At 66.7% G+C, this 25,720-nt stretch carries 24 protein-coding genes; 10 read left to right on the top strand and 14 right to left on the bottom strand.

Features of this window, described 5'->3' with window-relative positions:
• The first annotated feature begins 75 nt into the window (after positions 1 to 75).
• Entirely contained in the window at positions 76 to 1,125 is a 1,050-nt protein-coding gene (locus ACFOMH_RS13020) for a LacI family DNA-binding transcriptional regulator (RefSeq protein WP_377745026.1), read from the top strand.
• 33 nt (positions 1,126 to 1,158) lie between these two features.
• Here ACFOMH_RS13020 and ACFOMH_RS13015 read toward each other — a convergent pair whose 3' ends face one another.
• Positions 1,159 to 1,794 carry a LysE family translocator gene (locus tag ACFOMH_RS13015; RefSeq protein ID WP_377744949.1) on the bottom strand — a complete coding sequence of 212 codons (636 nt, stop codon included), beginning with the start codon at positions 1,792 to 1,794 and terminating at the stop codon, positions 1,159 to 1,161.
• 199 nt (positions 1,795 to 1,993) lie between these two features.
• On the opposite strand from ACFOMH_RS13015, the gene ACFOMH_RS13010 reads away from it, so the two are divergent.
• A complete protein-coding gene (locus ACFOMH_RS13010; protein ID WP_377744947.1) occupies positions 1,994 to 2,740 on the top strand; it encodes a sulfite exporter TauE/SafE family protein in 747 nt (248 codons plus the stop codon).
• Positions 2,741 to 2,768: 28 nt separating this feature from the next.
• The gene (locus ACFOMH_RS13005) at positions 2,769 to 3,119 is read left to right on the top strand and encodes a RidA family protein (protein WP_374423334.1); all 351 of its coding nucleotides are present in this window, start codon (positions 2,769 to 2,771) and stop codon (positions 3,117 to 3,119) included.
• On the opposite strand, the gene lpxB is transcribed toward ACFOMH_RS13005, so the two are convergent.
• The 9 genes from lpxB to ACFOMH_RS12960 form a co-directional block, all read right to left on the bottom strand.
• Complete coding sequence (lpxB, locus tag ACFOMH_RS13000) at positions 3,094 to 4,257, bottom strand: lipid-A-disaccharide synthase (protein ID WP_377744946.1); 1,164 nt, start codon at positions 4,255 to 4,257, stop codon at positions 3,094 to 3,096. The genes ACFOMH_RS13005 and lpxB overlap by 26 nt on opposite strands.
• Positions 4,258 to 4,365: 108 nt before the next feature.
• Complete coding sequence (locus ACFOMH_RS12995; protein ID WP_377744944.1) at positions 4,366 to 5,163, bottom strand: LpxI family protein; 798 nt, start codon at positions 5,161 to 5,163, stop codon at positions 4,366 to 4,368.
• Entirely contained in the window at positions 5,160 to 5,942 is a 783-nt protein-coding gene (gene lpxA / locus ACFOMH_RS12990; RefSeq protein WP_374423328.1) for an acyl-ACP--UDP-N-acetylglucosamine O-acyltransferase, read from the bottom strand. The genes ACFOMH_RS12995 and lpxA overlap by 4 nt, the downstream gene beginning before the upstream one ends.
• 1 nt (position 5,943) lies before the next feature.
• On the bottom strand, positions 5,944 to 6,414 hold the full coding sequence (gene fabZ, locus ACFOMH_RS12985) for a 3-hydroxyacyl-ACP dehydratase FabZ (protein ID WP_377744943.1): 471 nt from the start codon (positions 6,412 to 6,414) through the stop codon (positions 5,944 to 5,946).
• 68 nt (positions 6,415 to 6,482) lie between these two features.
• The gene (locus tag ACFOMH_RS12980; protein ID WP_377744941.1) at positions 6,483 to 8,600 is read right to left on the bottom strand and encodes a hypothetical protein; all 2,118 of its coding nucleotides are present in this window, start codon (positions 8,598 to 8,600) and stop codon (positions 6,483 to 6,485) included.
• On the bottom strand, positions 8,597 to 9,430 hold the full coding sequence (locus ACFOMH_RS12975) for a DUF4159 domain-containing protein (protein ID WP_377744939.1): 834 nt from the start codon (positions 9,428 to 9,430) through the stop codon (positions 8,597 to 8,599). The genes ACFOMH_RS12980 and ACFOMH_RS12975 overlap by 4 nt, the downstream gene beginning before the upstream one ends.
• The gene (locus ACFOMH_RS12970; protein WP_377744937.1) at positions 9,427 to 11,415 is read right to left on the bottom strand and encodes a BatA domain-containing protein; all 1,989 of its coding nucleotides are present in this window, start codon (positions 11,413 to 11,415) and stop codon (positions 9,427 to 9,429) included. Before ACFOMH_RS12970 ends, ACFOMH_RS12975 begins: the two co-directional genes overlap by 4 nt.
• The gene (locus ACFOMH_RS12965; RefSeq protein WP_374423318.1) at positions 11,415 to 12,284 is read right to left on the bottom strand and encodes a DUF58 domain-containing protein; all 870 of its coding nucleotides are present in this window, start codon (positions 12,282 to 12,284) and stop codon (positions 11,415 to 11,417) included. Before ACFOMH_RS12965 ends, ACFOMH_RS12970 begins: the two co-directional genes overlap by 1 nt.
• Complete coding sequence (locus ACFOMH_RS12960; protein ID WP_374423316.1) at positions 12,281 to 13,282, bottom strand: AAA family ATPase; 1,002 nt, start codon at positions 13,280 to 13,282, stop codon at positions 12,281 to 12,283. The genes ACFOMH_RS12965 and ACFOMH_RS12960 overlap by 4 nt, the downstream gene beginning before the upstream one ends.
• Positions 13,283 to 13,344: 62 nt before the next feature.
• Between ACFOMH_RS12960 and ACFOMH_RS12955 the strand changes: the two genes are divergently transcribed.
• Together ACFOMH_RS12955 and ACFOMH_RS12950 are read left to right on the top strand one after the other, a co-directional pair.
• A complete protein-coding gene (locus ACFOMH_RS12955) occupies positions 13,345 to 13,890 on the top strand; it encodes a DUF1285 domain-containing protein (RefSeq protein ID WP_377744935.1) in 546 nt (181 codons plus the stop codon).
• Positions 13,891 to 13,892: 2 nt separating this feature from the next.
• Positions 13,893 to 14,648 carry a hydroxypyruvate isomerase family protein gene (locus ACFOMH_RS12950; protein ID WP_374423312.1) on the top strand — a complete coding sequence of 252 codons (756 nt, stop codon included), beginning with the start codon at positions 13,893 to 13,895 and terminating at the stop codon, positions 14,646 to 14,648.
• A 60-nt stretch (positions 14,649 to 14,708) separates the two neighbouring features.
• On the opposite strand, the gene ACFOMH_RS12945 is transcribed toward ACFOMH_RS12950, so the two are convergent.
• Together ACFOMH_RS12945 and ACFOMH_RS12940 are read right to left on the bottom strand one after the other, a co-directional pair.
• On the bottom strand, positions 14,709 to 15,389 hold the full coding sequence (locus ACFOMH_RS12945) for a DUF1523 family protein (RefSeq protein WP_377744933.1): 681 nt from the start codon (positions 15,387 to 15,389) through the stop codon (positions 14,709 to 14,711).
• A gap of 9 nt (positions 15,390 to 15,398) precedes the next feature.
• On the bottom strand, positions 15,399 to 15,680 hold the full coding sequence (locus ACFOMH_RS12940) for a hypothetical protein (RefSeq protein ID WP_374423307.1): 282 nt from the start codon (positions 15,678 to 15,680) through the stop codon (positions 15,399 to 15,401).
• 177 nt (positions 15,681 to 15,857) lie between these two features.
• On the opposite strand from ACFOMH_RS12940, the gene ACFOMH_RS12935 reads away from it, so the two are divergent.
• From ACFOMH_RS12935 to ACFOMH_RS12915, 5 genes are all read left to right on the top strand, one after another.
• A complete protein-coding gene (locus ACFOMH_RS12935; RefSeq protein ID WP_377744931.1) occupies positions 15,858 to 17,165 on the top strand; it encodes an acetylornithine deacetylase/succinyl-diaminopimelate desuccinylase family protein in 1,308 nt (435 codons plus the stop codon).
• Between the two features lie 28 nt (positions 17,166 to 17,193).
• The gene (locus tag ACFOMH_RS12930; RefSeq protein WP_374423303.1) at positions 17,194 to 17,487 is read left to right on the top strand and encodes an FtsB family cell division protein; all 294 of its coding nucleotides are present in this window, start codon (positions 17,194 to 17,196) and stop codon (positions 17,485 to 17,487) included.
• A gap of 160 nt (positions 17,488 to 17,647) precedes the next feature.
• Positions 17,648 to 18,655, top strand: a complete 1,008-nt coding sequence (gene pdhA, locus ACFOMH_RS12925; RefSeq protein WP_377744929.1) for a pyruvate dehydrogenase (acetyl-transferring) E1 component subunit alpha — start codon at positions 17,648 to 17,650, stop codon at positions 18,653 to 18,655.
• A 16-nt stretch (positions 18,656 to 18,671) separates the two neighbouring features.
• On the top strand, positions 18,672 to 20,042 hold the full coding sequence (locus ACFOMH_RS12920) for a pyruvate dehydrogenase complex E1 component subunit beta (protein WP_377744928.1): 1,371 nt from the start codon (positions 18,672 to 18,674) through the stop codon (positions 20,040 to 20,042).
• A 14-nt stretch (positions 20,043 to 20,056) separates the two neighbouring features.
• Positions 20,057 to 21,358: a pyruvate dehydrogenase complex dihydrolipoamide acetyltransferase gene (locus ACFOMH_RS12915; RefSeq protein WP_377744927.1), complete on the top strand. Its 1,302-nt coding sequence runs from the start codon at positions 20,057 to 20,059 to the stop codon at positions 21,356 to 21,358.
• A gap of 100 nt (positions 21,359 to 21,458) precedes the next feature.
• On the opposite strand, the gene ACFOMH_RS12910 is transcribed toward ACFOMH_RS12915, so the two are convergent.
• Positions 21,459 to 24,530, bottom strand: a complete 3,072-nt coding sequence (locus ACFOMH_RS12910; RefSeq protein ID WP_377744926.1) for an efflux RND transporter permease subunit — start codon at positions 24,528 to 24,530, stop codon at positions 21,459 to 21,461.
• Positions 24,527 to 25,693 (bottom strand): efflux RND transporter periplasmic adaptor subunit, encoded by a 1,167-nt coding sequence (locus ACFOMH_RS12905; protein WP_374423292.1) that lies wholly within the window; start codon positions 25,691 to 25,693, stop codon positions 24,527 to 24,529. The genes ACFOMH_RS12910 and ACFOMH_RS12905 overlap by 4 nt, the downstream gene beginning before the upstream one ends.
• Positions 25,694 to 25,720 lie beyond the last annotated feature (27 nt).

The following is a 25,720-nucleotide window of genomic DNA, read 5'->3' as shown; positions in this document are numbered from 1 at the left end:
CGGGGCCTCAGCCATCACAGATTTGATGGGATTCCCTCAAATTCCGGCTGCGTCGGGCCGGGGCCCGTGCTAGGCATGATCACCGGGGATCAACAGGGGGCAGGCATGGGCCGCAAGCCGACGCTGACGGATGTGGCGCGGGCCTCGGGCGTGTCGCCGGCGACGGTGGACCGGGTCATCAACCATCGCGGCGGCGTCAATGCCGCCAAGGAAGAGCGCGTCCTGCGCGCGGCGCGCGAACTGGGGCTGGACCGGCGGCTGGACCACACCCATCGCCAGACCAAGCGCATCGTGGTGATGATCCAGCCGCCCGAAAACCCCTTTCACGCCGAGCTGCGCAAGGGGATCGAGGCGGCGCGCAAGCTGATCGCCGCGCTGAACATCCAGGTCGCGATCAGCCATATCCGCATCGACCGCCCCGACGAGACCGCGCGCAAGATCATGGCCCTGCCCGGTCGCTGCGACGGGCTGATCATCGCCGAACGCGACAGCCCCGAAATCGCCGCCGCCCTGATGAGCATCCGCGCCCAGGTGCCGGTCATCACCATCGTCACCGATATCGAGGCCTCGGGCAGGCTGGCCTATATCGGGCCCGATGACGAACGCTCGGGCCGGATCGCGGCCGATCTGATGGGGCTGTTTCTGGGCGACAGGGGCGGCGACGTGCTGGTTCTGGCGGGGGATTTCCATCTGTCGGGGCAAAGGGCGCGGGCGCGCGGCTTTCAGGCCCTGCTGGCCGCGCGCCACCCCGCCTGTCGCATTGCCAGCACCGTCGAGACGAACGAGGATTTCGACCTGACCGCGCGCCGCGTCCACAAGGCGCTGTCGGACAATCCCGCGATCCGTGGCATCTATCACATGTCGGTCGGCACCGTCGGCATCACCGATGCCATCGACCGTCTGGGCCGGCGGGGCGACATCCATGTCATCACCCATGAGCTGACCCCGAACCGTCGCCGCCTGCTTTGCGCGCGCCGCCTGCATGCGGTGCTGGATCAGGATCCCCATCTTGAGGCGCGGCTGGCGCTGGAAACTATGGCGCGCCATATGGGGCGTCTCGACGGGCCGGTCGCCTCGGCCCATATGGCGGTGCAGATCTTCACGCCGGAAAGCCTGTCCGAATAAGATCCGCCCCCGGATCAGCAGGCGCGCCCCGGATCAGGCCGCGCGTTTCCAGCCGGCCGCAAGGGCGCCCGCACCGATCATCAGCGTGCCCCCGACCCGGTTGACCGCCCGCTGTACGCCGGGCCGGCGGATCGACTGGCGCGCCATCGACGCCATCATCGCGTAAAACCCCGCATTCAGGATCGCGAGAACAAGGAATGTCGTCTCAAAGATCACCATCTGCGGCAGGATCGGCTGCGCGGCATCCAGAAATTGCGGCAGAAAGGCCACGAAAAAGATGATGCTCTTGGGGTTCAGCGCCGTCACCACATAGGTGTGCAGGAAAATCCTCAGCGGCCTTTCCCGGGGCGGCTCGCCGGCATCGGCGGCAGGATCGGCCAATGCGACCGGCGCGCGCCAAAGCTTGATGCCAAGATAGACAAGATAGGCCGCTCCGATCCATTTCAGCGCGACAAACAGCGTGGCCGAGGTCGCAAGCAATGCCCCAAGACCAAGCATCGAGGCCGTCATCGCCGTGAAATCCCCCAGCGCGACCCCGCCGACGGTGGCGCCCGCCGATTTCCGTCCATGCCCCAGCGCATAGGAAATCACCAAAAGGATCGTCGGCCCGGGAATCGCCAGCAGGACCGCAGATGCACCGGCAAAGGCCAGCCATTGTTCAAAGGACATCGTAAAACCTCTTTTCCCCATACCTCTGCGCCGAGCAATCCACAGGCCCGCCAAGGTCACAAGAGATTTGTGCCCAAAGCCCGCGCGCGGCCCGGGCCGGGACATGCCCCGGAACAGCGCAAAGCCCGTCCGCGCCGCTGGACGCCCCCGCCCGGCACCGCTAATCATGTCCCCAAACGCGCAGCGGGACGAAAGACTTATGACCGATACCCTGATGATGCTGGCTGCCGGATTTTTCGGCGGCATGCTGAATGCCGTCGCCGGTGGCGGGACCTTCATCACCTTTCCCGCGCTGGTGGCCAGCGGCGTGCCGGTGGTGATGGCCAATGCGACCAGCACCGTGGCCGCCCTGCCCGGCTATCTGGCCGCGGCCATCGCCTTTCGCCGCGACATCGCCCAGATCGACCCCGCGCGCATCCGCAAGACCACGATCTGGACGCTGGTCGGGGGCACCATCGGGTCCTGCCTGTTGCTGGTCTCGCCGAACGAGGCATTCGCGGTGCTGGTGCCGTTCCTGCTATTGGCGGCGACCTCGATCTTTATCTGGGGTGCGCGGGTGCGCGAATGGGCGGGACGGCATCGCAGCATGGTAGTCCCCTTTGGCGCCGGCACCATGCTGCCGGTGGCGATCTATGGCGGCTATTTCAATGGCGGGCTGGGGATCGTGCTTCTGGCGCTGTTTGCGCTTTGGGGGATGACCAACCTCAACGCGATGAACGGGCTGAAAAGCTGGTTGTCATTCGCGCTTTCGGTGATTTCCTTCGTCATCTTCGCCATTGGCGGCCAGGTCGCCTGGCTGCCCGCCGCAGTGATGAGCATCGGCACCATTCTGGGCGGCTATCTGGGCGCCCCGGTGGCGCGGCGATTGCCGGTCGCATGGCTTAGAGCATTGATCGCGGCCATCGGCTTTGGCATGACGGCGCTGTTCTTCTGGCGGCTGTTCTGAGGCCGCTCAACCCGAAAGGAAACTACCCATGTCCGAGATCAAGCGCATCGAGACCGGCGCCCGCATGAGCCAGGCCGTCATCCATAACGGCATCGTCTATCTGGCCGGTCAGGTCGGCAAGCCCGGCACCTCGGTGACCGAGCAGACCCGCGAGGTTCTGGCCCAGATCGACCGCCTGCTGGCCGAGGCCGGTTCGGACAAGACCCGCATCCTGTCGGCACAGATCTGGATGGCCGACATGGCCAATTTCGCCGAAATGAACGCGGTCTGGGATGCCTGGGTGCCGGCCGGCCACGCCCCCGCCCGCGCCACCGGCGAATCGGCGCTGGCCACCCCCGACTACAAGGTCGAAATCATCGTGGTCGCGGCGCAGAACTGAGATAGTTCAGCACCGAGCGCGCGGCGCGCAGGCCCGGAGCCTCGCCGCCGCGCCCCAGCCGCTCCATCGTAAGGTTCATGGCGGCGATCTGTTCGCCCCGGTCCTCGGGGTGTTCCAGCAGGCAGAACAGCGCCTGCGACATCGGCCCGGGCTGGCAATCGCCGCCCAGAAATTCCGGCACGGCGCGGGTTTCACTGACCAGATTGACCAATGTCACCGTATCCGTTTTCAGCATCAGCCGCAGGATCAGCCGGCTGAGCGGCGCCACGTCATAGCCGATCACCATCGGCACGTTATTGGCCGCCAGATCAAGGCTGACCGTCCCCGAAGCCGCCAGCGCCAGATCCGCCGCCGCGAATGCCGCGCGCCTTTCCTGGGGGTTCTCGACCACGACCGGCGCGGTGGGCCAGCGCCTTGCCATGTCGCGCACAAGCCCCGACACCCCGTGCACGGTCGGGATCACCACGCGGATTTCGGGCACCCGGTCGCGCAGGCGCATCATCGCCTCGTCAAAGCGGGGGCCGAGGCGCGACACCTCGGTCCGGCGCGATCCGGGCAGGCACAGGATCAGCGGCTGATCGGGCGCGATGTCGTTTGCGGCACGAAAGGCCTCGGCCTCGGCCTGACCGGCGACGGGTTCGGCCACGACCGGGTGGCCCACGAAATCGCAGCTCATGCCGGCGGCCTGCATCAGCGGCGGCTCGAACGGCAGGATCGCCAGCACATGGTCGATGACCTCGGCCATCTTTTTCGCCCGCCCGGATCGCCACGCCCAGACCGAGGGCGCGACATAATGCACGGTGCGCAGCCCGGGCCAGAGGGCGCGGGCCTGACGCGCGACGCGCAGACAGAAATCGGGGCTGTCGATGGTGATCAGCGCATCGGGCCGGGCATCGGCCACCGCCTGCGCGGTTTCCGCGATCCGCGCCTTGAGCGCGCGATATTTCGGCAGCACCTCCCACAGACCCATCAGCGACAGCTCTTCCATCGGAAAGCGGCTTTCCAGCCCCTGCGCGGCCATGGCCGATCCGCCCACGCCGATGAATTCGACATCGGGCATCAGCTCGCGCAGCCCGGCCATCAACGCCGCGCCCAGATTGTCGCCCGAAGGCTCACCGGCGATCAGAAAAAGCTTCATCGGCATCCCTGCCTTTCGACATTTTTCGCGGCGCCCACCCAGCGGGCGCATCGGCATGAAGGTAACGACCCGCGGCGCGCGGGCGTTCCCCCATCGCCGGCAACCTGTTCAGGCACGGGCCCACAGAAACAGCCCGGCCGCACGGGCGGCCGCGATGGCGGCCTCGCGTTCCAGCACGATAACGCCCCCGGCCTGCCAGACGATGCCGCCCAGCCCCGCCGCCGCCACCTGGGTCACCGTATCCGGGCCAATGGTCGGCAGGTCGATGCGCCGGTCCTGACCGGGCTTCGGCGCCTTGTAAAGCACGCCCCGGGCGCCATTGGGATCGGGTTTCAGCCCCGAATGCAGGGCCGCGAATTCCAGCATCGCCTGCGTGCCCGGCAGTGCCTCGATGGCCAGGCACAGGCCCTGTGCCACGACCGCGCCCTGACCCACATCCAGCGGGCCAAGCCCCTCGACGATCTGCGCGGCGCGGGCCGCGTCCTTTTGATCGCGCGGGCCCGGCTCCCCGGTCAACACGCCCTCTCCCGGTACCAGATCGGGGATAATTTCGTCCGCAGACAGGACCTTGAGGCCGCTTTCCTCGAAAACATCGAGCACCGCGCGCAGTGCCGCGTCATCGCCCGACTGCATCCCCATCAGGATGCGCGGCACGATGGACATGGTGCGGGGGTCAAAGAGCTCCGGCTCGATCCGGGGGCGCCGGATGGCGCCGGCAAAGACGACCTGCGTCACCCCCTGATCCAGCAATTCGTCCAGAAACGGCACCAGCCGTTCCAGCCGGAAGGGCCGCGCGGGAACCTGCGGCTGCAAATGGTCCAGCGCATAGACAAGCGGCGCGTCCAGCGCGGCGGCAATGGCAGAGGCCAGCCGGCCCTCGCCGGCGATCAGGGCGGTCCGGGTCATGGATGCGGCGCCAGAAAGCTGCGATCCGAGGGACCGAGGATGAAATTCAGCACCTCGCGCACCATCGGCCCGTGATCCTCGTCCACCATATGCCGCGCCGTGTCGCGGAAACTGCCCTGACCCAGCTTGCCCAGCATTTCGCGAAGCGCGTGGATATCGGCGCGCGAGGCGCCGCGGCGTTTCAACCCGACAAGGTTCAGCCCGTCCAGATGGCCGCGCGGCCCCTGAACAAGGCCAAAGGGGATCACGTCGGCGGTGACCATGGTGACCGCGCCGATCATCGCGCCGCGCCCGATGCGCACCCATTGATGCACCCCCGACAACCCGCCAATGATGACATCGTCCTCTAGCACGCAATGGCCCGCGACCGAGGCATTGTTGACCAGAATCACCCGGTCGCCGATCTGACAGTCATGGGCGACGTGGCTTCCGGCCATGAACAGCCCGTCATCGCCGACGCGGGTGACGCCGCCGCCGCCCTCGGTGCCGGGGTTCATGGTGACATATTCGCGGATGCGGTTGCGCTGGCCGATTTCCAGCCGGGCGCGTTCGCCGCGATATTTCAGGTCCTGCGGCACCTCGCCGATCGAGGCAAAGGGAAAGACGATGGTTTCGTCGCCGATCACCGTCTCGCCGGTCACCACGACATGGGATTTGAGCACCACGCCACGGCCCAGTTCGACCTGCGGGCCGACGACACAGAACGGGCCAATCTCACAGCCCGCACCGATCCGGGCGGCGGGGTCGATGACAGCCGAAGGATGAATATCGCCACTCATTTCAGCCCCGGCTGAGCATGGCCATGAACTCGGCCTCGGCGGCAAGCTCGCCATCGACGATGGCCCGGCCTTCGAATTTCCAGACCTTGCCGCCACCGCGCAGGGTCGTCACATGCAGTTCCAGCACATCGCCCGGCACCACCTTGCGGCGGAAACGGCATTTGTCGATGGACATGAAATAGGTGCCCAGCCCCTTGTCGGCCAGATCCATGGTGGTGCCGACCAGCACCGCCGAGGTCTGGGCCATCGCCTCGATGATCAGAACGCCCGGCATCACCGGTTCCTGCGGGAAATGGCCTTCGAAATGCGGCTCGTTCGCGGTCACGTTCTTGATGCCGACACAGCTTTTCATCGGCACGATGTCACGCACCTTGTCGACCAGAAGAAAGGGATAGCGATGCGGCAGGATGCGCTTGATCAAGCCCAGATCGGCTTCGGTCGGCGGGATATAGGCGGTCTCGTCGGCGGCCATGGGCGGTCCTCTTGAAATGTTTTCATTTGCCTAGCAACGGGGCGGGCGGTTGGCAAGTTCGGCCGCGTCTAGGCCGCCCTGCGCAGGCGGCCGCGCCCCTCGGCCAGCCAGCCGGCCAGCGCCAGTCCCGCGATCAGCAAAAGCCACGCCCAGCCGGGCAGCAGCGGTCGGTGGGTCATCCCGCTTATCGTGGCGGCGTCGCGCGGGGTGATGCCGATCCATTCGCCGCCGACGCCCTGACCATGGGCCGGGCGCCCCTCGCGCACCTGGCGCAGGCGCGGGATGCCCTCGGACAGGCGCAGCACGCCGCCGCGCATCGCCTCGGCCAGGGGGGCAAGCGCCGTGTCCGATGCCACGGTTTCCTCGAATTCGCGGGGGGCTGCGGGGCCAAGCGCCACCACACGGCTGATTTCGCCATCGCTCAACCGGTAAAGGCCCGGCCCCGGCGCCGTCCAGCGCGCGGCAAAGCGGCCCGGCCCGGCCTCGGCCAGCGCAAGCTCGCGGCTCTGGCCATCGGGGCCGGTGATGGTGACCGGACCCGCGCGCCGATCCATGGTGCGGCGGGTGATCTCGACCGTCAGCCCGTCCGAAACCTCGGCGGTCAGGGCCTCTTCCTCAAGCTCGGGCTCCTTCATCGACCAATGCGCGATGCGGCGCAAAAGTTCGAGCTGCGGGCCGCCGCCTTCGAAGCCGCGCCCCCAGAGCCAAGCCTGATCCGAGGTCAGCATCGCCACCCGCCCCTTGCCCACGCGGTCCAGAACCAGCAGCGGCTGATCCTCGGCCCCGGTCATCACCACCTGCGCGCGCGGCCCGGGCACCACCTGCGACATGCGCAGCCAGCGGCCCCAGTGATCCGCGTTGTCATCCGCGCCCTTTTCGGCGGGCGCGCCGGTCAGGCCGGCGGTGACGGGGTGGCGGCGGCCATCCTCGGTCAGGCGCGGCAGAAAGGGCTGATCATAGATCCGCCCCGTCGGCCGCGCCGGCAGGATCGTGCCCAGGGGCGACAGGTTCAGGCTTTCGACCGTCGACATTTCCGGGCCGGCGGCGACCAGAACCGCGCCGCCCTCTTCGACATAGCGACGGATGCTGTCGAAATATTGCGGCAAAAGGATGCCACGCACCCGATAGCGGTCAAAGATGATCAGATCGAAATCGCGGATCCGTTCCATGAACAGTTCCTGCGTCGGGAATGCGATCAGCGACAGCTCATCGACCGGGACCGCGTCCATCTTGTCCGGCGGGCGCAGGATGGTGAAATGGATAAGATCGACATTCGCATCTGATTTCAAAAGGTTGCGCCACGTTCTTTCACCGGCATGCGGTTCCCCGGACACCAGCAACACCCGCAAGCGGTCATGCACGCCCTGAATCTGGATCGCGGCGGCATTGTTGCGATCGGTCAGTTCGGGCGGCGTGGCCTCGGGCGCGTCAAAGGTGATCGAGACCACGTTCTGGCCCGCATGTTCGGGCACGACCTGCAATTCGACGGGCATGCCGGGCGGCAGATCGGCGGTCTGCGCGGCCTCGCCATCGACGGAAATGCGCAGTCGCGCCGGCTGGCGGGCGACGGCGTCGGGGACCGCGCCCTGATCCTCGATGCGCAGGCGGATGGTGACGGGCTGGCCGATCAGGCCATAGGCCGGGGCCTCTTCGACGACCAGCCGGCGGTCCCAATCCGAGGGTTGCCCGGTCAAGAGGACATGGACCGGCGCAGGCGCCCCCGCCGGCACCATCGCCGCGTCATGGGCCAGACCGTCGGTCACCGCGATGACACCGGCGACGCGGGCCTGCGGCTCGGCCGCCAGCGCGCGGGTCAGCGCCGTGCCGATCAGCGTGCCATCCGCATCGTCCCCCACCGAAACGCGGCGGATCTCGGTCCCCGGCAGGGCGGCAAGCTGGCGCGTCAGATCCTCAATGGCGGCATCCGATTGCGCGGTGCGGCCCGGCAAAGACTGGCTCGCGCTGCGGTCATCCATAAGGATGACGATATCGGAAAGCTTGTCGCGGATCCCCGATTCCAGCGCCGGCCCCGCCAGTGCCAGCGCCGCAGCCAGCCCCGCCAGCCCGCGCCAGAGCCAGCCCCGCAACCCCCGCCACAACGACCAGATCGCGATCAGCCCCGCCAGCACCGCAATCGCGGCAACCACGGGCCAGGGCAGCAGCGGATCAAAGCTCAGCCCGTTCACTGGATCACCTCTTCCTGACGCAGCCGGTCGAGCAGCGCGGGCACATGCACCTGATCGGATTTGTAATTCCCGGTCAGCACATACATGATCAGATTGACCCCGAACCGGCGCGCCATCTCGCGCTGGCGCTCGCCATCGAGGCCCGACCCGACGGTAAAGAGCGGCAGCCCGTTGTCATCGACAGCCCAGGCCTCGGCCCAGGAATTTCCGCCGATGACGACCGGCGAGACGCCATCATTGAGATTGCGAAAGGGCACGCCCTGCGCAGCCTCGGCCCCGGCGGGGGGCGCCTCGGCCCAGATGGCGCGGCCCTGATAGCGGCCGGGGAAATCCTTGAGCAGGTAAAAGCTGCGGGTCAGAACGTGATCCTCGGGGACGGGGGCCAGAGGCGGGATGTCCAGCGGCGCGGCCAGCCGGCGCAGCGCGCCACCGCCATCCGGGCCGCCCAGCCCGGCGATATCGCCGTCGCGGGTGTCGAACAGGATCACCCCCCCCGAGCGCAGGAAATGGTTCAGCCGCACATAGGCCTGTGGCGAGGGCGAAGGCTGGTTGTCGGTCACCGGCCAATAGAGAAAGGTCAAAAGCGACAGATCGTCCTGATCCAGATCGATGCCGATGGGGGCGCCCGGCTCGACCGTGGTGCGTTCGGCCATGACCTGCGACAGCCCGCGCAGACCGGCCTCGGAATTGGCGTCCAGTTCCTCGTCCCCGGTCACGACATAGGCCAGCGCCACCTCATCGGCGGCACGCACCAGCCGGGGATCGGGCTGATCCTGCGCATGGGCCAGTGCGGCCCAGAATGTCGCGATCACGAACAGGAAATACCTCATGCCGCCGCCCTTTTCCCCGGTCGGGCGCCGCGCGCCAGCCATGCGCTGCCCAATGCGTCCAGCCCGAACAGCAGCGCCGCCAGCGCGATCAGCCAGCCGCGCAGATCCAGCCCCGGCAGCTGTGCCGCATCCTCAAGCCGGGCACCGGGCCATTGGGCCAGCACCAGCGGCCCGCCCGCATTCAGCGCCGCGACCCGTTCGCCGGCCTGATACAGCCCCGCTGGCGCGCCCGGCGCGGGGCCGCGCGCGAAATCGGCCGCCGCGACCGACACCGGATCCTGTGGTTCGGTCACGCGCCCGAAACCGTCCAGCACCTGTTGCGGGATCCAGAAAACGTCATCCTCGGGCGCGGTATCGGGCTGTTCGGTGCCGGCGCGCGCGGTCTGTACCAGCCGTTTGAGCATCTGGACGAACAGGCCCGAAATGGCGAGGTTAGACCATTCGGCATTGGCCGTGGTGTGAAACAGCACCAGCTGTCCCTGACCAAAGGGCGCGCGCGTGACCAGCGGCGTGCCATCGCCCAGCTGCGCCAGCACGCGCTGCGACAGATCGGGCGAGGGCTCGGCCAAAAGCTGGGCGCGCACGGTCGCATCGGTCGGCACGTCCAGCCCGGCAAAGGGGCCATCGGCGGGAAACGGCGCCAGCGGACGCGGCGCGCCCCAGCTCAGCGCGCCGCCGATATCGCGTCCGCCCTCGCGCAGCATGACCGGCAAAAGCGGCTCGTCGCGCAGCCATTCCGAACCCGCCATGCGCGGCCCCGCGAACCGGATCAGCAACCCGCCCTGATCGACCCAATCCGCCAGCGCATCGCTTTCCGGCAGGCCGATCTGATCGACCAGCACGATCACATCGGGCGCGGCCTGCAACACATCGCCCAGGCCCCCCTCGATCAGGTCGGTGCTGGGCGCCAGCGCACGGCGCAGATAATGCATCGCCGACAACAGGCGCTGTCCCTCGGTGGCGCGGTCATCGCCGACCAGCGCGACCTTGCGCCGGCGTACGCTGTCATCGGCCAGCACGACGGCGCCGGCGCTGCGCTGGCCAGCGATTTCAAAACGGGTGATGCGGTTGCGCAATTCCGACGGCAGCTCGATCGGCAGGGTATGGGTGGTCACGCCGGCATCGATAGTGGTTTCGGTCGGGGTCGTGGTTCCGGTCGGGGTTCCGGTCGGGGCGGCCCCGGGTTTCAGCCGCGCCAGTTCGCGCGCCGCGCCCTGCGGATCAAGGCCAAGCGCCAGAACCTCGGGCGGGTTCCCCGCCCCCGCCCCCGTCCCCGCCACGCGCAGCCGCAGCGCCGGCCGTTCGCCCGCGACCAGTTCCAGCGATTGCGGCGCGGAAAGGGGCGGCACCACGGTCACACCGCCGCGCGCGCCCAGCGCGGAAAGCAGGCCGCCGCGTCCGGGATGGTCCAGCCCGTCGCTGAGCCAAAGCACGTTCAGCCCGGTTTCCGGCATCCCGGCAAGGGTTTCGTCAAGCTTCCCCGGATAGCGGGTTTCCCAGGGCGCCGGGACAAGCGCGCGCAGCCGGGCCGCGACCTCGGATGCCGGTTGCAGGGGCAGCGCGCCATCCTCGCGGCCATCGGCCACCAAAAGCGCCGCCGCCTGCCCCGCCCCCGAGGCCCGGTCCAAGGCCCGCAAGGCGCGCGTCTGGCGCTGTGGCCAATCGGGCGCGGCCGCCCAGCCGGCATCCATGACGATCAAAAGCGGCCCCTGCCCCTGCGGCTCTGCCACCGGCTTCCAGACCGGACCGGCGAAAGCCAGGATCAGCGCGGCGATCGCCAGCACCCGCAGCAACAGCAGCCACCAGGGCGTATGCCGCGCCACCGGATGCGCGTCGCGCAACCCCGCCAGAAGCCGCGTCCCCGGAAAACGCACCAGTTTCGGCGCCGGCGGCATGGCGCGCAGGATCAGCCAGATCACCGGCAGCACCACCAGCGCGGTCAGAATCCAGGGCGTCAGAAAGCCAAGGGAACCCAGCGTCAGCATCAGCCCTCCAATACCGACCAGAGCCACAAGAGCGCCTGCGCGGGCGGCGCGGCGGTGTCATGGGTGCCGAACCGCCAGCCGGCATTCAGCGCCGCCTCGCCCAAAAGCCGGCGCCGTTCGGCCAGCCGCGCCAGATAGGCATCGCGCAGCCCGCCGGCATCGCGGGTATCATGGCTCAGCGCGCCGGTCGCAGAGCGAAAGAGCACCGCCCCGGTCCATGGGAACGCCTCTTCGTCGGGATCCAGCACCTGCAACAGCGCGCCGCGAATGCCCAGCCCGGCGGCGCGGTGCAGATAGTCCAGCACCGGCTGCGGATCGCCCAGAAAATCGTCGATCAGCACCACCCGCTGGCCGGGGCGCAGCGCATGGGCGGGCGGGGTATCGTCATCGGATTCCAGCGCCGCGCGCGTCACCAAGGTCTGGGCGATGCGGTCGGCCTGGGCGCGGCCCGGACGCGGCGGATCGCCGGCAAGCGCCACCCGTTCGCCCCCGGCCAGCAAAGCCATCGCCAGCGCCAGCGCCAAAAGATCGGCGCGGTCGCGCTTGCTGGGGCGGCCCGGGCCGCCCGAATGTTCCATCCCCGCCGCCGCCGACAGCCAGATCGAGGCCGATTGCGGCACCTCGGCCTCACGGTCGCGCACGAATTGCCCGTCCGAACGGGCCGAGCGCCGCCAGTCGATGCTGCGGGCGCTGTCGCCCGTGGTCGCGGGGCGGTATTGCCAGAAATCCTCGCCCGGGCCGGCGCGGCGCTGGCCATGGGCGCCCGGCATCAAAGCCGCGGCCAGCCGTTCCGCCGACAGCATCAGCGCCGGCAGACCGGCCGAGGCCGCCTTGGCCCGGGCGCGCAGTTCCTGTGCCGAAACGGTCACGCGGCGGCCTGCATCCGGTCACCCACCAGCCGCGCGATGACGCTTTCGACGCTGTCGCCCCGGGCGCGCGCGGCAAAGCTCAGCGCCATGCGGTGACGCAGCACCGGCGCGGCCATCGCCTCGACATCGTCAAGCGTGGGGGCAAAGCGGCCATTGAGCGCGGCGCGCGCCCGCGTGACCAGCGTCAGCGCCTGCGCGGCGCGCGGCCCCGGCCCCCAGACAAGGGTTTCGGCCATCCAGCCCGGGGCCTCGGGGGCGCCGGGACGGGCCGCGCGGACCAGATCCAGAATCGCGTTCAGAACCGATTCGCCCACCGGCATGCGCCGGATCAGCGCCTGCGCCGCGATCAGGTCCTCGGGCGTGAATACGGCATGGGCGGTATCATGCTCAATTCCCGTGGTGGCCAGCAGGATCGCGCGCTCGGTGTCGCGGTCGGGATAGCCCACATCGACCTGAAGCAGGAACCGGTCGAGCTGTGCCTCGGGCAAGGGATAGGTGCCCTCTTGTTCGATCGGGTTCTGGGTCGCCAGCACATGGAAGGGCCGGCCCAGCGGGCGGTGTTCGCCCCCGATCGTGACCTCGCCCTCCTGCATCGCCTGAAGCAGCGCCGATTGCGTGCGCGGGCTGGCGCGGTTGATCTCATCAGCCATCAGAAGCTGGGTAAAAACCGGGCCTTCGATGAAACGAAATGCGCGGCTGCCATCGGGGCGCAGGTCCAGCACCTCGGAGCCGAGGATATCGGCGGGCATCAGATCGGGCGTGAACTGGATGCGGGCCGTGTCCAGCCCCAGCACCGTGCCCAGCGTGTCGACCAGCATGGTCTTGCCCAGCCCCGGCTGGCCCACCAAAAGCGCGTGCCCCCCCGACAGGATCGCGGCGAACACCTGTTCGACAACCGAATGCTGGCCGACGAAACGCCGCTCGACGCTTGCGCGGGCTTCCGCCAATCGGGCAGTCAGCGACTGCACTTGTGCTACCAGGTGATCGTGCTCGGCCATGACAATGTTCCAGTTCTGCTTTAGGACAACATTAATGACAGCTGTGGCAGGGTCCACAAGGAATGGTATTTCAGGGTGACGATACTGTGACCGATCCGACCGGCATCGCAGCAGCCGCAGGGCGCGCCTCGAAAAAGGGGCCGCCGCCGGTGCATCTGTGGGATCCGCCCTTTTGCGGCGATCTGGACATGGAAATCCGCCCCGATGGCAGCTGGTTCTATAATGGCACGCCCATCGGGCGCCCCGAAATGGTGCGGCTTTTCGCCTCGATCCTGAAGCGTGAAGGCGACGCCTATTTTCTGGTCACCCCGGTCGAAAAGGTCGGCATCCGGGTGCTGGACGCGCCGTTTCTGGCCACCGATGCCGATATCGGGGCCGAGATCGCCTTTACCACGAATGTCGGCGACCGTGTCGTCGCCGGCCCCGACCATCCGATCGAAATGCGGGGCACGGCCGACGCGCCGCGCCCCTATGTCCATATTCGCCGCGGTCTTTGGGCACTCATCGACCGCAAGACATTCTACCGACTGGCCGATGCGGCTATGCCTGCCGAAAGCGGGCGTATGGAAGTGCACTCGGGAGGGACGGTCTTTCCTCTGGAGATCTGAGTATGGCACGTTTTGCCGCCAACCTGACCTATCTGTTCACCGAATTGCCGATGCTTCAGCGATTCGCCGCCGCAAGGCGCGCGGGCTTTGACGGGGTCGAAATCCTGTTTCCCTATGATCTGGCCGCGAAAGAGCTGTTGCAGGCCGCCCATTCCAGCGAGCTGTCTTTCGTGTTGATGAACACGCCGCCGCCGAACTGGGCGGGCGGCCCGCGCGGCTTTGCCGCCGAACCGGGCAACGAAGAGCGTTTCCGCCACGATTTCGACCGCGCGCTGCGCTATGCGCAACTCCTGAAGGTGCGGCACCTGCATGTCATGGCCGGCAAGGCCGAAGGCCCCGACGCCCGCGCCACCTATCTGCGCAACCTCGCCTGGGCCAGCGCCCGCGCCCCCGAGATCAGCCTGACCATCGAGCCGATGAACCGGGTCGACATGCCGGGCTATTTCCTCGATTGCTTCGATCTGGCGGGCCAGATCATCGACGAAATCGACGTGCCCAATCTGGGCCTGCAATTCGACGTCTATCAGGCGCATATGATCCATGGCGATGTCATCGACACCTGGCACCGCCATGCCCGCAACGTGCGCCATATCCAGATCGCCGGCTGTCCGGGACGGCACGAACCGCGCGCCGGGGAAATCGACTATGCCGGTTTCTTTCGCGCCGTGGATGCCGCCGGCTTCAGCGGCTGGGTGGGGGCGGAATACACGCCCCGCACCTCGACCGAGGCCGGGCTGCGCTGGCTGCGCAGCGCCTGATCCGTCGTATCAGGGGCGTTCCGCGCGGGCGCCCGGGTGGCGCGATCCCGGCCCGGGGTTTCAGCGGCCCCGGATCCCCGCCCACCAGCGGCTGAGCCGGCCCTGGGCCTCGCGGGTTTCGGCGGCGATGTGGTCGCGGGCGGCATCGGCGCGGGCGTCCATGCGGTCCCATGCCTCATCGGCCGAGCGCACGGCCGGGTCGATGGTGCGTTCGCGAAACTGGTTCCACATCCGCCAGATCAGGAACAACAGCGCCCCCAGAACCAGCAGAATCAGCACCGCCGGCCAGTTGAAGGGCCGCACATCCGGCCCCGCGACCGGCCGCATCGAAATCGCGTTGGGATAGATCGAGGCCCAGGAAATCCGCCACCCATATGAGGTGATGCTGACCCATTGCGGCGAGGCGGCGCTGGACTGCATATCCGTCGCCTCGGCCTGAAGGTTCGAGCTGTCATATTTGAAATAGGGCGGCCAGATCCAGCCGGTATCCTCGTTGCGATAGACATAGGGTTTGCCGTTGGCGCGCGCGGTGTTGATGAAACGCACGTCGCGCTGACCCTGGGCGTTCTGGACGGTGCCGGTGTCGGGCGAGGCATAAAAGATCGCGTTCGCGCCGATATCGGTCAGCCGGTTATAGGCATCGGTGATGCGCACCGTCTGTCGCGACGGCAGCGAATAATCCAGAAACAGGAAGACGATAACGCCAAAGAGCACACCCAGAACGGTCAGAAACCAGCGCATCAACGCCCCCTATTTATAGTTCACATAAAAGATGATCGTCACGATCACCACCAGCGGCAAGACCAGCACCAGCCCGACAAGCCGGGCGCGCAGCGACTTGCTGTAACCCAGCATCGAACGCCGCACAAAGGTGTCGCGTTCCTCGGTCGGACCGGCATGGTCGGGATGACGCCTGTCCCATTCCTTTTCAAGGGCCTCGCGGCGCAGGCTGCGCACATAGATATAGATCAGCGCGTAAAATATCAGCTCGATCACAAGAACCAGCCCGATCAGGCGAAACAAGGCAATCATCCGGCGGGTCCTTTCAGGGCGGCGGGCACGCGGCCATGGAACGGGGCCGGGACGGCGGTGTCAATTGCCCTGATGACCGCATCGCGGGCCATATCGGGGCCATGCCGACCGATGGACGGGGATGATCGCGTCGATCGCCCATTGCCCGCGCGCCGCGCCCGGCCTAGCCTTCGGGCCATGGACGCCCTCAGCCTTGCCATTGAGAACCGCCGCGACGCGCTGATCCGCCTGACGCAGGATCTGATCCGCATCCCGACGCTGAACCCGCCGGGGCGGCATTACCGCGACATCTGCGATTATCTTGCCGCGCGGTTTTCCGCCCAGGGCTGGCGTTGCCGGCTGGTCCGCGCCCATGGCACCCCCGGCGACAGCGCGGAATTTCCACGCTGGAATCTGATCGCCAGCCACGATTCCGGCCGCCCCGGCGAATGCGTGCATTTCAACAGCCATCACGACGTCGTCGAAATTGGCCATGGCTGGAGCCGCGACCCCTTTGGCGGCGAGCTTGAGGGCGACCGCATCTATGGCCGCGGCGCCTGCGACATGAAGGGGGGCCTTGCCGCCAGCATCATCGCCGCCGAGGCCTTTGTCGCGCTATATCCCGACCATCCCGGCCGCATCGAGATCAGCGCCACCGCCGACGAGGAAACCGGCGGCTTTGGCGGCGTGGCCTTTCTGGCCGAACAGGGCGCATTCGCCCATGTCGGTCATGTTCTCATCCCCGAACCCCTGCACAAGGACCGGATCTGTCTGGGCCATCGCGGCGTCTGGTGGGCCGAGATCGAGACCCATGGCCGCATCGCCCACGGCTCGATGCCGTTTCTTGGCGACAGCGCCATCCGCCACATGGGCGCCGTGCTGGAGGAAATGGAACGCAGCCTGTTTCCGCTGTTGAAATCCAAACGCACCGAAATGCCGGTCATCCCCGAAGGGGCGAAGAACTCGACCCTGAACATCAATTCCATCCATGGCGGCGAGCCGGATCTTGGCCCCGGCTTCACCGGCCTGCCTGCGCCCTGCGTCGCCGACCGCTGCCGGATCGTGATCGACCGCCGTTTCCTGATCGAAGAGGATCTGACCGAGGTCAAGCGCGAGGTCACCGCCATGCTTGAGGGCATCCGCGCGAAACGTCCGAATTTTTCCTATGAAATCCGTGATATGTTCGAGGTGATCCCATCGATGACCGATCGCGAGGCGCCGGTCGTGCGCTCGACCGCCGCCGCCATCGAACGCGTTCTGGGCCGCGAGGCGGGCTATGTGGTCAGCCCCGGCACCTATGATCAGAAACATATCGACCGCATCGGCAAGTTGAAGAATTGTATCGCCTATGGCCCCGGGGTGCTGGACCTTGCGCATCAACCCGATGAATGGATCGGGGTGCGCGACATGCTGGATTCGGCCCGTGTGATGGCGCTGGTTCTGGATGACATCCTGCGCGATGGCGGCCGCATGGGGGATTCCCCCGACCGCGACGCTATGGCATGATCGCGCCATAACGAACGAGCAGCAGCCCATGTCACAACGCCTGTCGATCAGCGCCATCATCTTTTTCGCTCTGATGACCCTGCTTGGGGTCTATTTCGCCTATGCCGCGGTACAGGGGCCGTCGGGGATCTTGCGGCGCGTGCAGTTACAGGCCGAAACCAAGGCGCTGGTCCAGCAACGCGACAGCCTTCAGGCAGAGGTGGACGAGATGCGCAACCTGACCCACCGGCTGTCCGACGAATATCTGGACATCGATCTTTTGGACGAACGCGCCCGCGATGTGCTGGGCCTTGTGCGCGCCGACGAGATCATCATCCGCTAAGCCATCGCCCCCCGGCAAGCCCACCCGCCGCGCGCGCCCGCGCTGGCGGGTTTTCGCATGCCCGCGCCCCGGACGCGCAGAAGGCCGGTTTACTTCCCCCGAAAGCATGTCCTAAAGTTAGTTTAACGGTGAACTATTTCCGCCCCGGGAGGAGGCCAGCATGGTCAGAAAACCTGCAGCCAAAGACAGCAAGTCCAACGTATCCAAGGACGAGCTGCTGAAATATTATCGCGACATGCTTTTGATCCGCCGATTCGAGGAAAAGGCAGGCCAGCTTTACGGCATGGGTCTGATCGGCGGTTTCTGCCACCTCTATATCGGTCAGGAAGCGGTGGTCGTCGGCATGGAAGCCGCGACCAAAGAAGGCGACAAGCGTATCACCAGCTATCGCGACCACGGCCATATGCTGGCCTGCGGCATGGAGGCGCGCGGCGTGATGGCCGAGCTGACCGGCCGTATCGGCGGCTATTCCAAGGGCAAGGGCGGCAGCATGCACATGTTCAGCCGCGAAAAGCATTTCTACGGCGGCCATGGCATCGTCGCGGCGCAGGTGCCGCTGGGCGCGGGACTGGCATTTGCCGACAAATATCTGGGCAACGACAATGTCACCTTCGCCTATTTCGGCGACGGCGCCTCGAACCAGGGTCAGGTCTATGAGACCTATAACATGGCCGAGCTTTGGGACCTGCCGGTGATTTTCGTCATCGAAAACAACCAATACGCCATGGGCACCTCGATGAAGCGCTCGACCAAGTCGACGACGCTCTTTGGCCGGGGCGAGGCCTTCGGCATCCCCGGCGAGCAGGTGGACGGCATGGACGTCCTGGCCGTCAAGGAGGCCGCCGAAAAGGCCGTGGCGCATTGCCGTGCCGGCAAGGGCCCCTACATCCTTGAGGTGATGACCTATCGCTATCGCGGCCACTCGATGTCCGACCCCGCGAAATACCGCACCCGCGAAGAGGTGCAGAAGATGCGCGACGAACGCGACCCGATCGAGCATGTGCGCGAGCTGCTGTTGCAGGGCAAACATGCGAGCGAGGACGACATCAAGGCCATCGACAAGGAAATCAAGGAAATCGTGAACGACTCGGCCGAGTTCTCGAAGGAAAGCCCCGAGCCGCCGCTGGAAGAGCTGTGGACCGATATCTACGCCAAAGCGGACGCCTGAGAGAGGGACCTAGAACATGGCAACCGAAATTCTGATGCCCGCCCTGTCGCCGACCATGGAAGAAGGCACGCTGGCGAAATGGCTTAAAAAAGAAGGCGATGCGGTGAAATCCGGCGATATCATCGCCGAGATCGAAACCGACAAGGCGACGATGGAATTCGAAGCCGTCGATGAGGGCATTCTTGGCAAAATCCTGATCGCCGAGGGCACGCAGGGCGTCAAGGTGAACACCCCCATCGCCGTCCTGATCGAAGAGGGCGAAAGCGCCGATGCCGTGGCAAGCGCGCCCGCACCGGCCGCCGCCAGCGCCGCGCCGGACAGCGCACCCGCCGCCGCGGCAGCACAGCCCGCGCCCGCGCCCACCCCGGCCCGCGACGTCTCGCCCGACTGGCCGGAAGGCACGCCGATGAAGACGATGACCGTGCGCGAGGCCCTGCGCGAAGCCATGGCCGAGGAAATGCGCCGCGACAGCACCGTCTTCCTGATGGGCGAAGAGGTCGGCGAATATCAGGGCGCCTACAAGATCAGCCAGGGCCTGCTGGACGAGTTTGGCCCCAAGCGCGTCGTCGACACGCCGATTTCGGAAATCGGCTTTGCCGGTATCGGCACCGGCGCCGCGCTGGCCGGTCTGCGCCCTATCGTCGAGTTCATGACCTTCAACTTCGCCATGCAGGCGATGGACCATATCATCAACTCGGCCGCCAAGACCCTTTACATGTCCGGCGGCCAGATGGGCGCGCCGATGGTCTTTCGCGGACCGAACGGCGCCGCCGCCCGCGTGGGCGCCCAGCACAGCCAGGATTACGCCGCATGGTATGCGCAGATCCCCGGCCTGAAAGTGGTGATGCCCTATTCGGCGGCCGACGCCAAAGGCCTGCTGAAAACCGCGATCCGCGACGGCAACCCCGTGGTCTTCCTTGAAAACGAGATCATGTATGGGCGCAGCTTCGAGGTGCCCGACCTTGAGGACTTCACCATCCCCTTTGGCAAGGCGCGCATCGCGCGTCCGGGCAAGGACGTGACCATCATCAGCTTTGGCATCGGCATGAGCCATGCGCTGGACGCCGCCGAAACGCTGGCGGCCGACGGCATCGATGCCGAGGTGATCGACCTGCGCACCCTGCGCCCGATCGACTATGGCACGATCCTGGAATCGGTGAAGAAGACCAACCGCTGCGTGACCGTCGAAGAGGGCTTCCCGGTCTGCTCGATCGGCAATCACCTGTCGGCCTATATCATGGAAAACGCCTTCGATTATCTCGATGCGCCGGTGATCAACTGCACCGGCAAGGACGTGCCCATGCCCTATGCCGCCAATCTTGAAAAACACGCGCTGATCACGGCCCCCGAGGTCGTCGAGGCGGTGAAAAAAGTCACCTATCGCTAAGCGGAGCGCACAAGATGCCGACTGAAATCCTGATGCCCGCCCTGTCGCCGACCATGGAGGAAGGCACGCTGGCGAAATGGCTGAAAAAAGAAGGCGATGCGGTGAAATCCGGCGATATCATCGCCGAGATCGAAACCGACAAGGCAACGATGGAATTCGAAGCCGTCGATGAGGGCACGCTGGGCAAGATCCTGATCGCCGAGGGCACGGCCGGGGTGAAAGTGAACACCCCCATCGCCGTCCTTCTGGAAGAGGGTGAAAGCGCCGCCGATATCGGCGCGGCCGCCGCCAAAGCCGCCCCCGCCGCCAAAGCCGAGGCTGCCCCCGCCCCGGCTGCGGCCCCGGCTGCCGCAGCCCCTGCCCCGGCAGCCCCGAAATCCGCCGATGGCGGCCGGGTCTTCGCCTCGCCGCTGGCGCGCCGGATCGCCGCTGACAAGGGCATCAACCTGGCCGGCGTGACCGGCTCGGGTCCGCATGGCCGCATCGTCAAAGCCGATGTCGAAAGCGCCAAGCCCGGCGCCGCAGCCCCCGCCCCGGCCGCGACCGCAGCCCCCGCGGCCGCACCGGCCAAGGCGGCGGCACCGACCGGCGCATCGGCGGAAACCATCCTCAAGATGTATGCCGACCGCCAGACCGAAGAGGTCGCGCTGGACGGCATGCGCCGCACCATCGCCGCCCGCCTGGGCGAGGCCAAACAGACCATCCCGCATTTCTATCTACGCCGTTCGGCCAAGCTGGATGCCCTGATGGCCTTCCGCGCCCAGCTGAACAAGCAACTCGAAGATCGCGGCGTGAAACTGTCGGTCAACGACTTCATCATCAAGGCCTGTGCCCTCGCCCTGCAAGAGGTGCCGGACGCCAATGCGGTCTGGGCCGGTGACCGCATCCTCAAGCTCAAACCCTCGGATGTGGCGGTCGCGGTGGCCATCGACGGCGGCCTCTTCACCCCCGTCCTCAAGGATGCCCAGCAAAAAACCCTCTCGGCACTCTCCGCCGAGATGAAGGACCTCGCCACCCGCGCCAAGACCAAAAAGCTCGCCCCCCATGAATATCAGGGCGGCAGCTTCGCGATCAGCAATCTGGGCATGTTCGGCATCGAAAACTTCGACGCGGTCATCAACCCGCCGCATGGCGCGATCCTCGCCGTCGGCGCCGGCATCCCCACCCCTGTGGTCGAGGCTGGCGAAGTGGTGATCCGCAATGTCATGTCGATGACGCTGTCGGTCGACCACCGGGTGATCGACGGCGCCCTCGGCGCCCAGCTTCTGGAAAAGATCGTGAACCATCTGGAAAACCCGATGGGCATGCTGGCCTGATTCCACGGGACCAGCCGGAAACGATAAGGGGGCCATCGCGGCCCCCTTTCTCTTTCATGTTCAAATATCCCGGGGTCCGGGGCAGCGCCCCGGTCCTGCCCTATTCGCCCGGCGCCCGGCGGCGGCCCGCATTCAACCCGATCCACCTGGCCAACCCACCGCCCAGCCGCACCTGCGTGGCATAAACCAGCGAAAACAGCGACGGCACGAACAACAGCGACAGCAGGGTCGACAGCAAAAGCCCCCCGATCACCGCGATCGCCATCGGCGCGCTGAACTCGGCGCCGTCTCCGGTGCCAAGCGCCGACGGCACCATCCCGGCGGTCATGGCAATGGTGGTCATCACGATGGGGCGCGCGCGCTTATGAACCGCATCCAGAATCGCCTCGCGCTTGGCCACGCCGCGATCCATGGCGCTGACCGCGAATTCGACCAGCATGATCGCGTTCTTGGTCACGATCCCCATCAGCATCAGAAACCCGATCACCACCGCCATGCTGATCGAATTGCCGGTCAGAAACAGCGCGATGATCGCGCCGCCAATGGCCAGCGGCAGCGACATCAGGATCGAGACCGGCGTCACGAAGTTATGAAACAACAAGACCAGCACGACATAGGTCAGCACCACCCCCGACACCATCGCCACGGTAAAGGCCTGAAACACCTCGCCCATGATCTCGGCATCGCCCGAAGCTTCGATCTCGGTCCCCTCGGGCATTTCGACCCGGGTTTGCAGCTCGGTGACCTTGGCGCTGACCGGCCCCAAAAGCGCCCCATCGGCAAGGTTGGCCGAAACCGAGGTGCGGAAACGCCGGTCATAGCGTTCGATTTCGGTCGCGCCGGCGCCAATGGAAATATCGGCCACCGCCTCAAGCGGCACCGGCCCGGCGCTGCTGGGCACGCGCAGATTGCGCACCGCCATCACATCCTGACGCGCGCGTTCGTTCAGCCGCACCATGATCGGGATCTGTTCGTCGCCGGCATTGAACTTGGCCAGATCGGCCTCGTTCTCGCCCAGGGTCGCCACGCTCAGGGTGGTGGCCATCGCGCTTGCGGTGACGCCCATGCGGGCGGCGACCTCGGGGCGGGGATGGATCTGGATCTCGGGGCGTTGCAGGTTGGCCGATGAGCTCACCCCCTCAAGCTCGGGAACGGATTGCATCGCGACCATCATCCGCCGCGCCGCCTCGGCCCCCGCCTCTTCGCTGTCGCCCAGCACCGAGACGGTGAAATCGGATTGTCCGGCCTCGTTCTGGAAATTCAGACGGATATCGGGAATATCAGCCAAGGCCGCGCGCAACTCGTCCTCGATCTCGAAACTCGAGCGTTCGCGCGAATCCTTGGGGCCGTAATTCACCGTCAGCTGCGCCTTGGTCACGCTGCCATCGCCGCCATTGGCAAAGACGGATATCACCTCGGGCTCACGGGCGGCGATCTGCGAGATGCGCCGCACCTCGGCCTGGGTATCGGAAATGGTGGCGCCGGGCGGCAGCTCGACCGAGATCTGGCTGCGGCCCACATCCCCGGCGGGGATGAATTCGGTCGGCAAAAGCGTCGCCGAATAGATCGACAGCGCGAAAACCCCCAGCCCCATCAGCACCGAGCGGCCGCGATGATCCAGCGACCAGCGCAGGATCGCCATCAGCCCGCGCAGGATCGGGCCATCCTTTTCCTCGTGCAGATGCGCATTGTCGCGCAGGAAATAGGCCGCCAGCATCGGCGTGATCAGCCGCGCCACCAAAAGCGAAAACAGCACCGAGACCGCGACCGTCAGGCCGAACTGCTTGAAATACTGGCCCGGGATCCCGCCCATGAAGCTGACGGGGGCAAAGACCGCGACGATGGAAAAGCTGATCGCAATGACGGTCAGGCCGATCTCGCTGGCGGCCTCCATGCTGGCATCATAGGCGGGGGCGCCCATATTGATATGGCGGACGATGTTCTCGATCTCGACGATGGCGTCATCGACCAGAATGCCGGTGACCAGCGTGATCGCCAAAAGGCTGATCCCGTTCAGCGTAAAGCCCAGCATATGCATGACGAAAAACGTCGGAATGACCGACAGCGGCAGCGCGACCGCCGCGATCAATGTCGCGCGCCAGTTGCGCAGAAAGATAAAGACCACGATCACCGCCAGCGCGGCGCCCTCGTAAAGCGTCTCCATCGTCGAATGATAGCTGCCCGAGGTGTGGGTGGTCGCATCGTCGATCAGGGTGATGCGGGTGCCGGGATGGCGGGCGACGATCTCGGCCACGCGGGCCTTGGTGCCGTCCCCGGCCGCAAGATCGGATTCGCCCTTGGCCCGAAAGACGGCAAAGGCCACCACCGGCTGACCATCGAGAAGCGCGAAGCGGCGCTCTTCGCTTGCGCCGTCGCGGACCGTGCCCAGCTGATCCAGCCGCACGGTGCGCCCCGCCTCGCCGCCCGGCCCGATCAGGATCGGCGTCGCCGCCAGCCGTGCCACATCCGATGCCGAACCCAGCGCGCGGATCGAATATTCGGTGCCGGCAAGATCGCTGCGCCCGCCGCCCATATCGATGTTCTTGGCCCGCATCTGGTCCGAGATTTCGGCCACGGTCAGCCCGAAGGCCTCGATCCGGGCGGGGTCGAGTTCGACATTGATCTGACGGTTGGCGCCGCCGATGCGTTCGGTGCTGGCGACGCCGGGCACGTTCGACAATTCGCGCGACACGACATCATCGACGAAATCCGACAGCTCTTCGATGCTCTTGCCCGGATCGCTGACGGCATAGGTCAGGATGGCCTGACCGCTGACATCGATGCGCTGGATCAACGGCTCGATCACATTCTCGGGAAGATCGGCGCGGACATTGGCGACCGCGTCCTTGACATCGTTCACCGCCCGGTCGGTATCGGTCTCAAGCTCGAATTCCACGATGACGCTGGCGGAACTGTCGGTCGCATTCGAACTGATATGGCGCACGCCGGTGATGCTCGAAATGCTGTCCTCGATCGGCTGGATTACCTGTCGCACCAGCTCGGAGGGCGCGGCGCCGGGCTGCGCGACCGTGACGCTGACCAGCGGCAGGTCGATATTGGGCATGGCCGTCACCGGCAGGCGGTGAAAGCTGTAAAGCCCGATCATCAACAGAACCAGAAAGGCCGCGATGGGGGGCACCGGATGGCGGATGGACCAGGTGGCGAAATTCATGGCGCCGCACGCACCTGATCGCCGGTGCTGAAAAAGGCGCCGGCGCGGGCGATCACCTGTTCGCCGGGGGTCAGCCCCTCGGTGATTTCGCTGCGGCCCTGCCAGGTCAGGCCGGCGCGGACCTCGCGGGTTTCGACGCGGCCATCGGTCACGACCTGCACCCGTGCGCCGCCCTCGCCCGCCAGCACCGCCGAGGTGGGCACCGTGATCGCCTCGCGCTGTTCGGTCGTTACCCAGCCGCTGGCGAACAGACCCACCCGCAGACGCGGGTCCGCGTCAAGCGAGATGCGCGCCAGTCCCAGCCGGGTCAGCGGATCGACAGCGGCCGGCACCAGCCGCACCTTGCCCGCGATCACCCCGATGCCCGCAACCTCGATTTCGGCGCTGTCGCCGGGCTTCAGCTGACCCAGCGCGGTCTCGATCACATCGGCCGCGAGCTCGACCTCGCCACCACCAATCACGGTGAACAGCGGATCGCCCCCGGTGCCGGAAATCGCGCCCAGCTCGGCCGTGCGTTCGATCACCACCCCGTCGACCGGCGATTTGATGCGCGCATAATCCAGATTGAGCCGCGCCAGCCGGCGCGCCGCCTCGGCCTGCGCCAAGGTCGCGCGCGCCACGGTCAGCCCATCCGCCGCCAGCGCCGATGCCGCCTGTGCCGAAGCCTCGGCCGCGACGGCCTGATCCAGCACCGCCTGGCTTGCATTGCCCGATTTGCGCAGGCTTCGGGTACGGTCCAGCGTCGATGCCGCTTCGGTCAGCGCCGCGACGGCGCTGTCGATCTGGCTTTCGGCCTGTCGCACGGCGGCCTCGGCGCGGCTATATTCGGCCGTCGCCTGTTCATATTGGGCGGTCAGCGCGTCATCCGACAGCCATGCCAGCACGTCGCCCTTTTTGACCCGGTCGCCGACATCGGCGATCACACCCTGAATTTCATACCCGCTGACATTGGCATGGATCTGGACCGGCTGGCGGGCGACCAGCGAACCCGAAACAGGGACGCGCGCCTCGATCGGGGTCTTTTCGGCGGTGGCAAGGGTGACGACGGGCAATTCGCTGCGCTCGGTTGCGCCGGCGGTTTCGGACAGTGCCGGCACGGCCCCGCCCAGCATCAATATCATCGCCGCCAATACGGCGCGGGCGATCCGCGTGAATGCGGTCATCGTCCTCTCCTGAAAAGCACCTGTGCA

Origin of the sequence: Paracoccus mangrovi, assembly GCF_042648425.1 — a bacterium.
In the GTDB taxonomy this organism is placed as follows: Bacteria; Pseudomonadota; Alphaproteobacteria; order Rhodobacterales; family Rhodobacteraceae; genus Paracoccus; species Paracoccus mangrovi.
The sequence above is the reverse complement of the archived record's forward strand: the minus strand, read 5'-3'. Positions and strand labels throughout refer to the sequence as shown.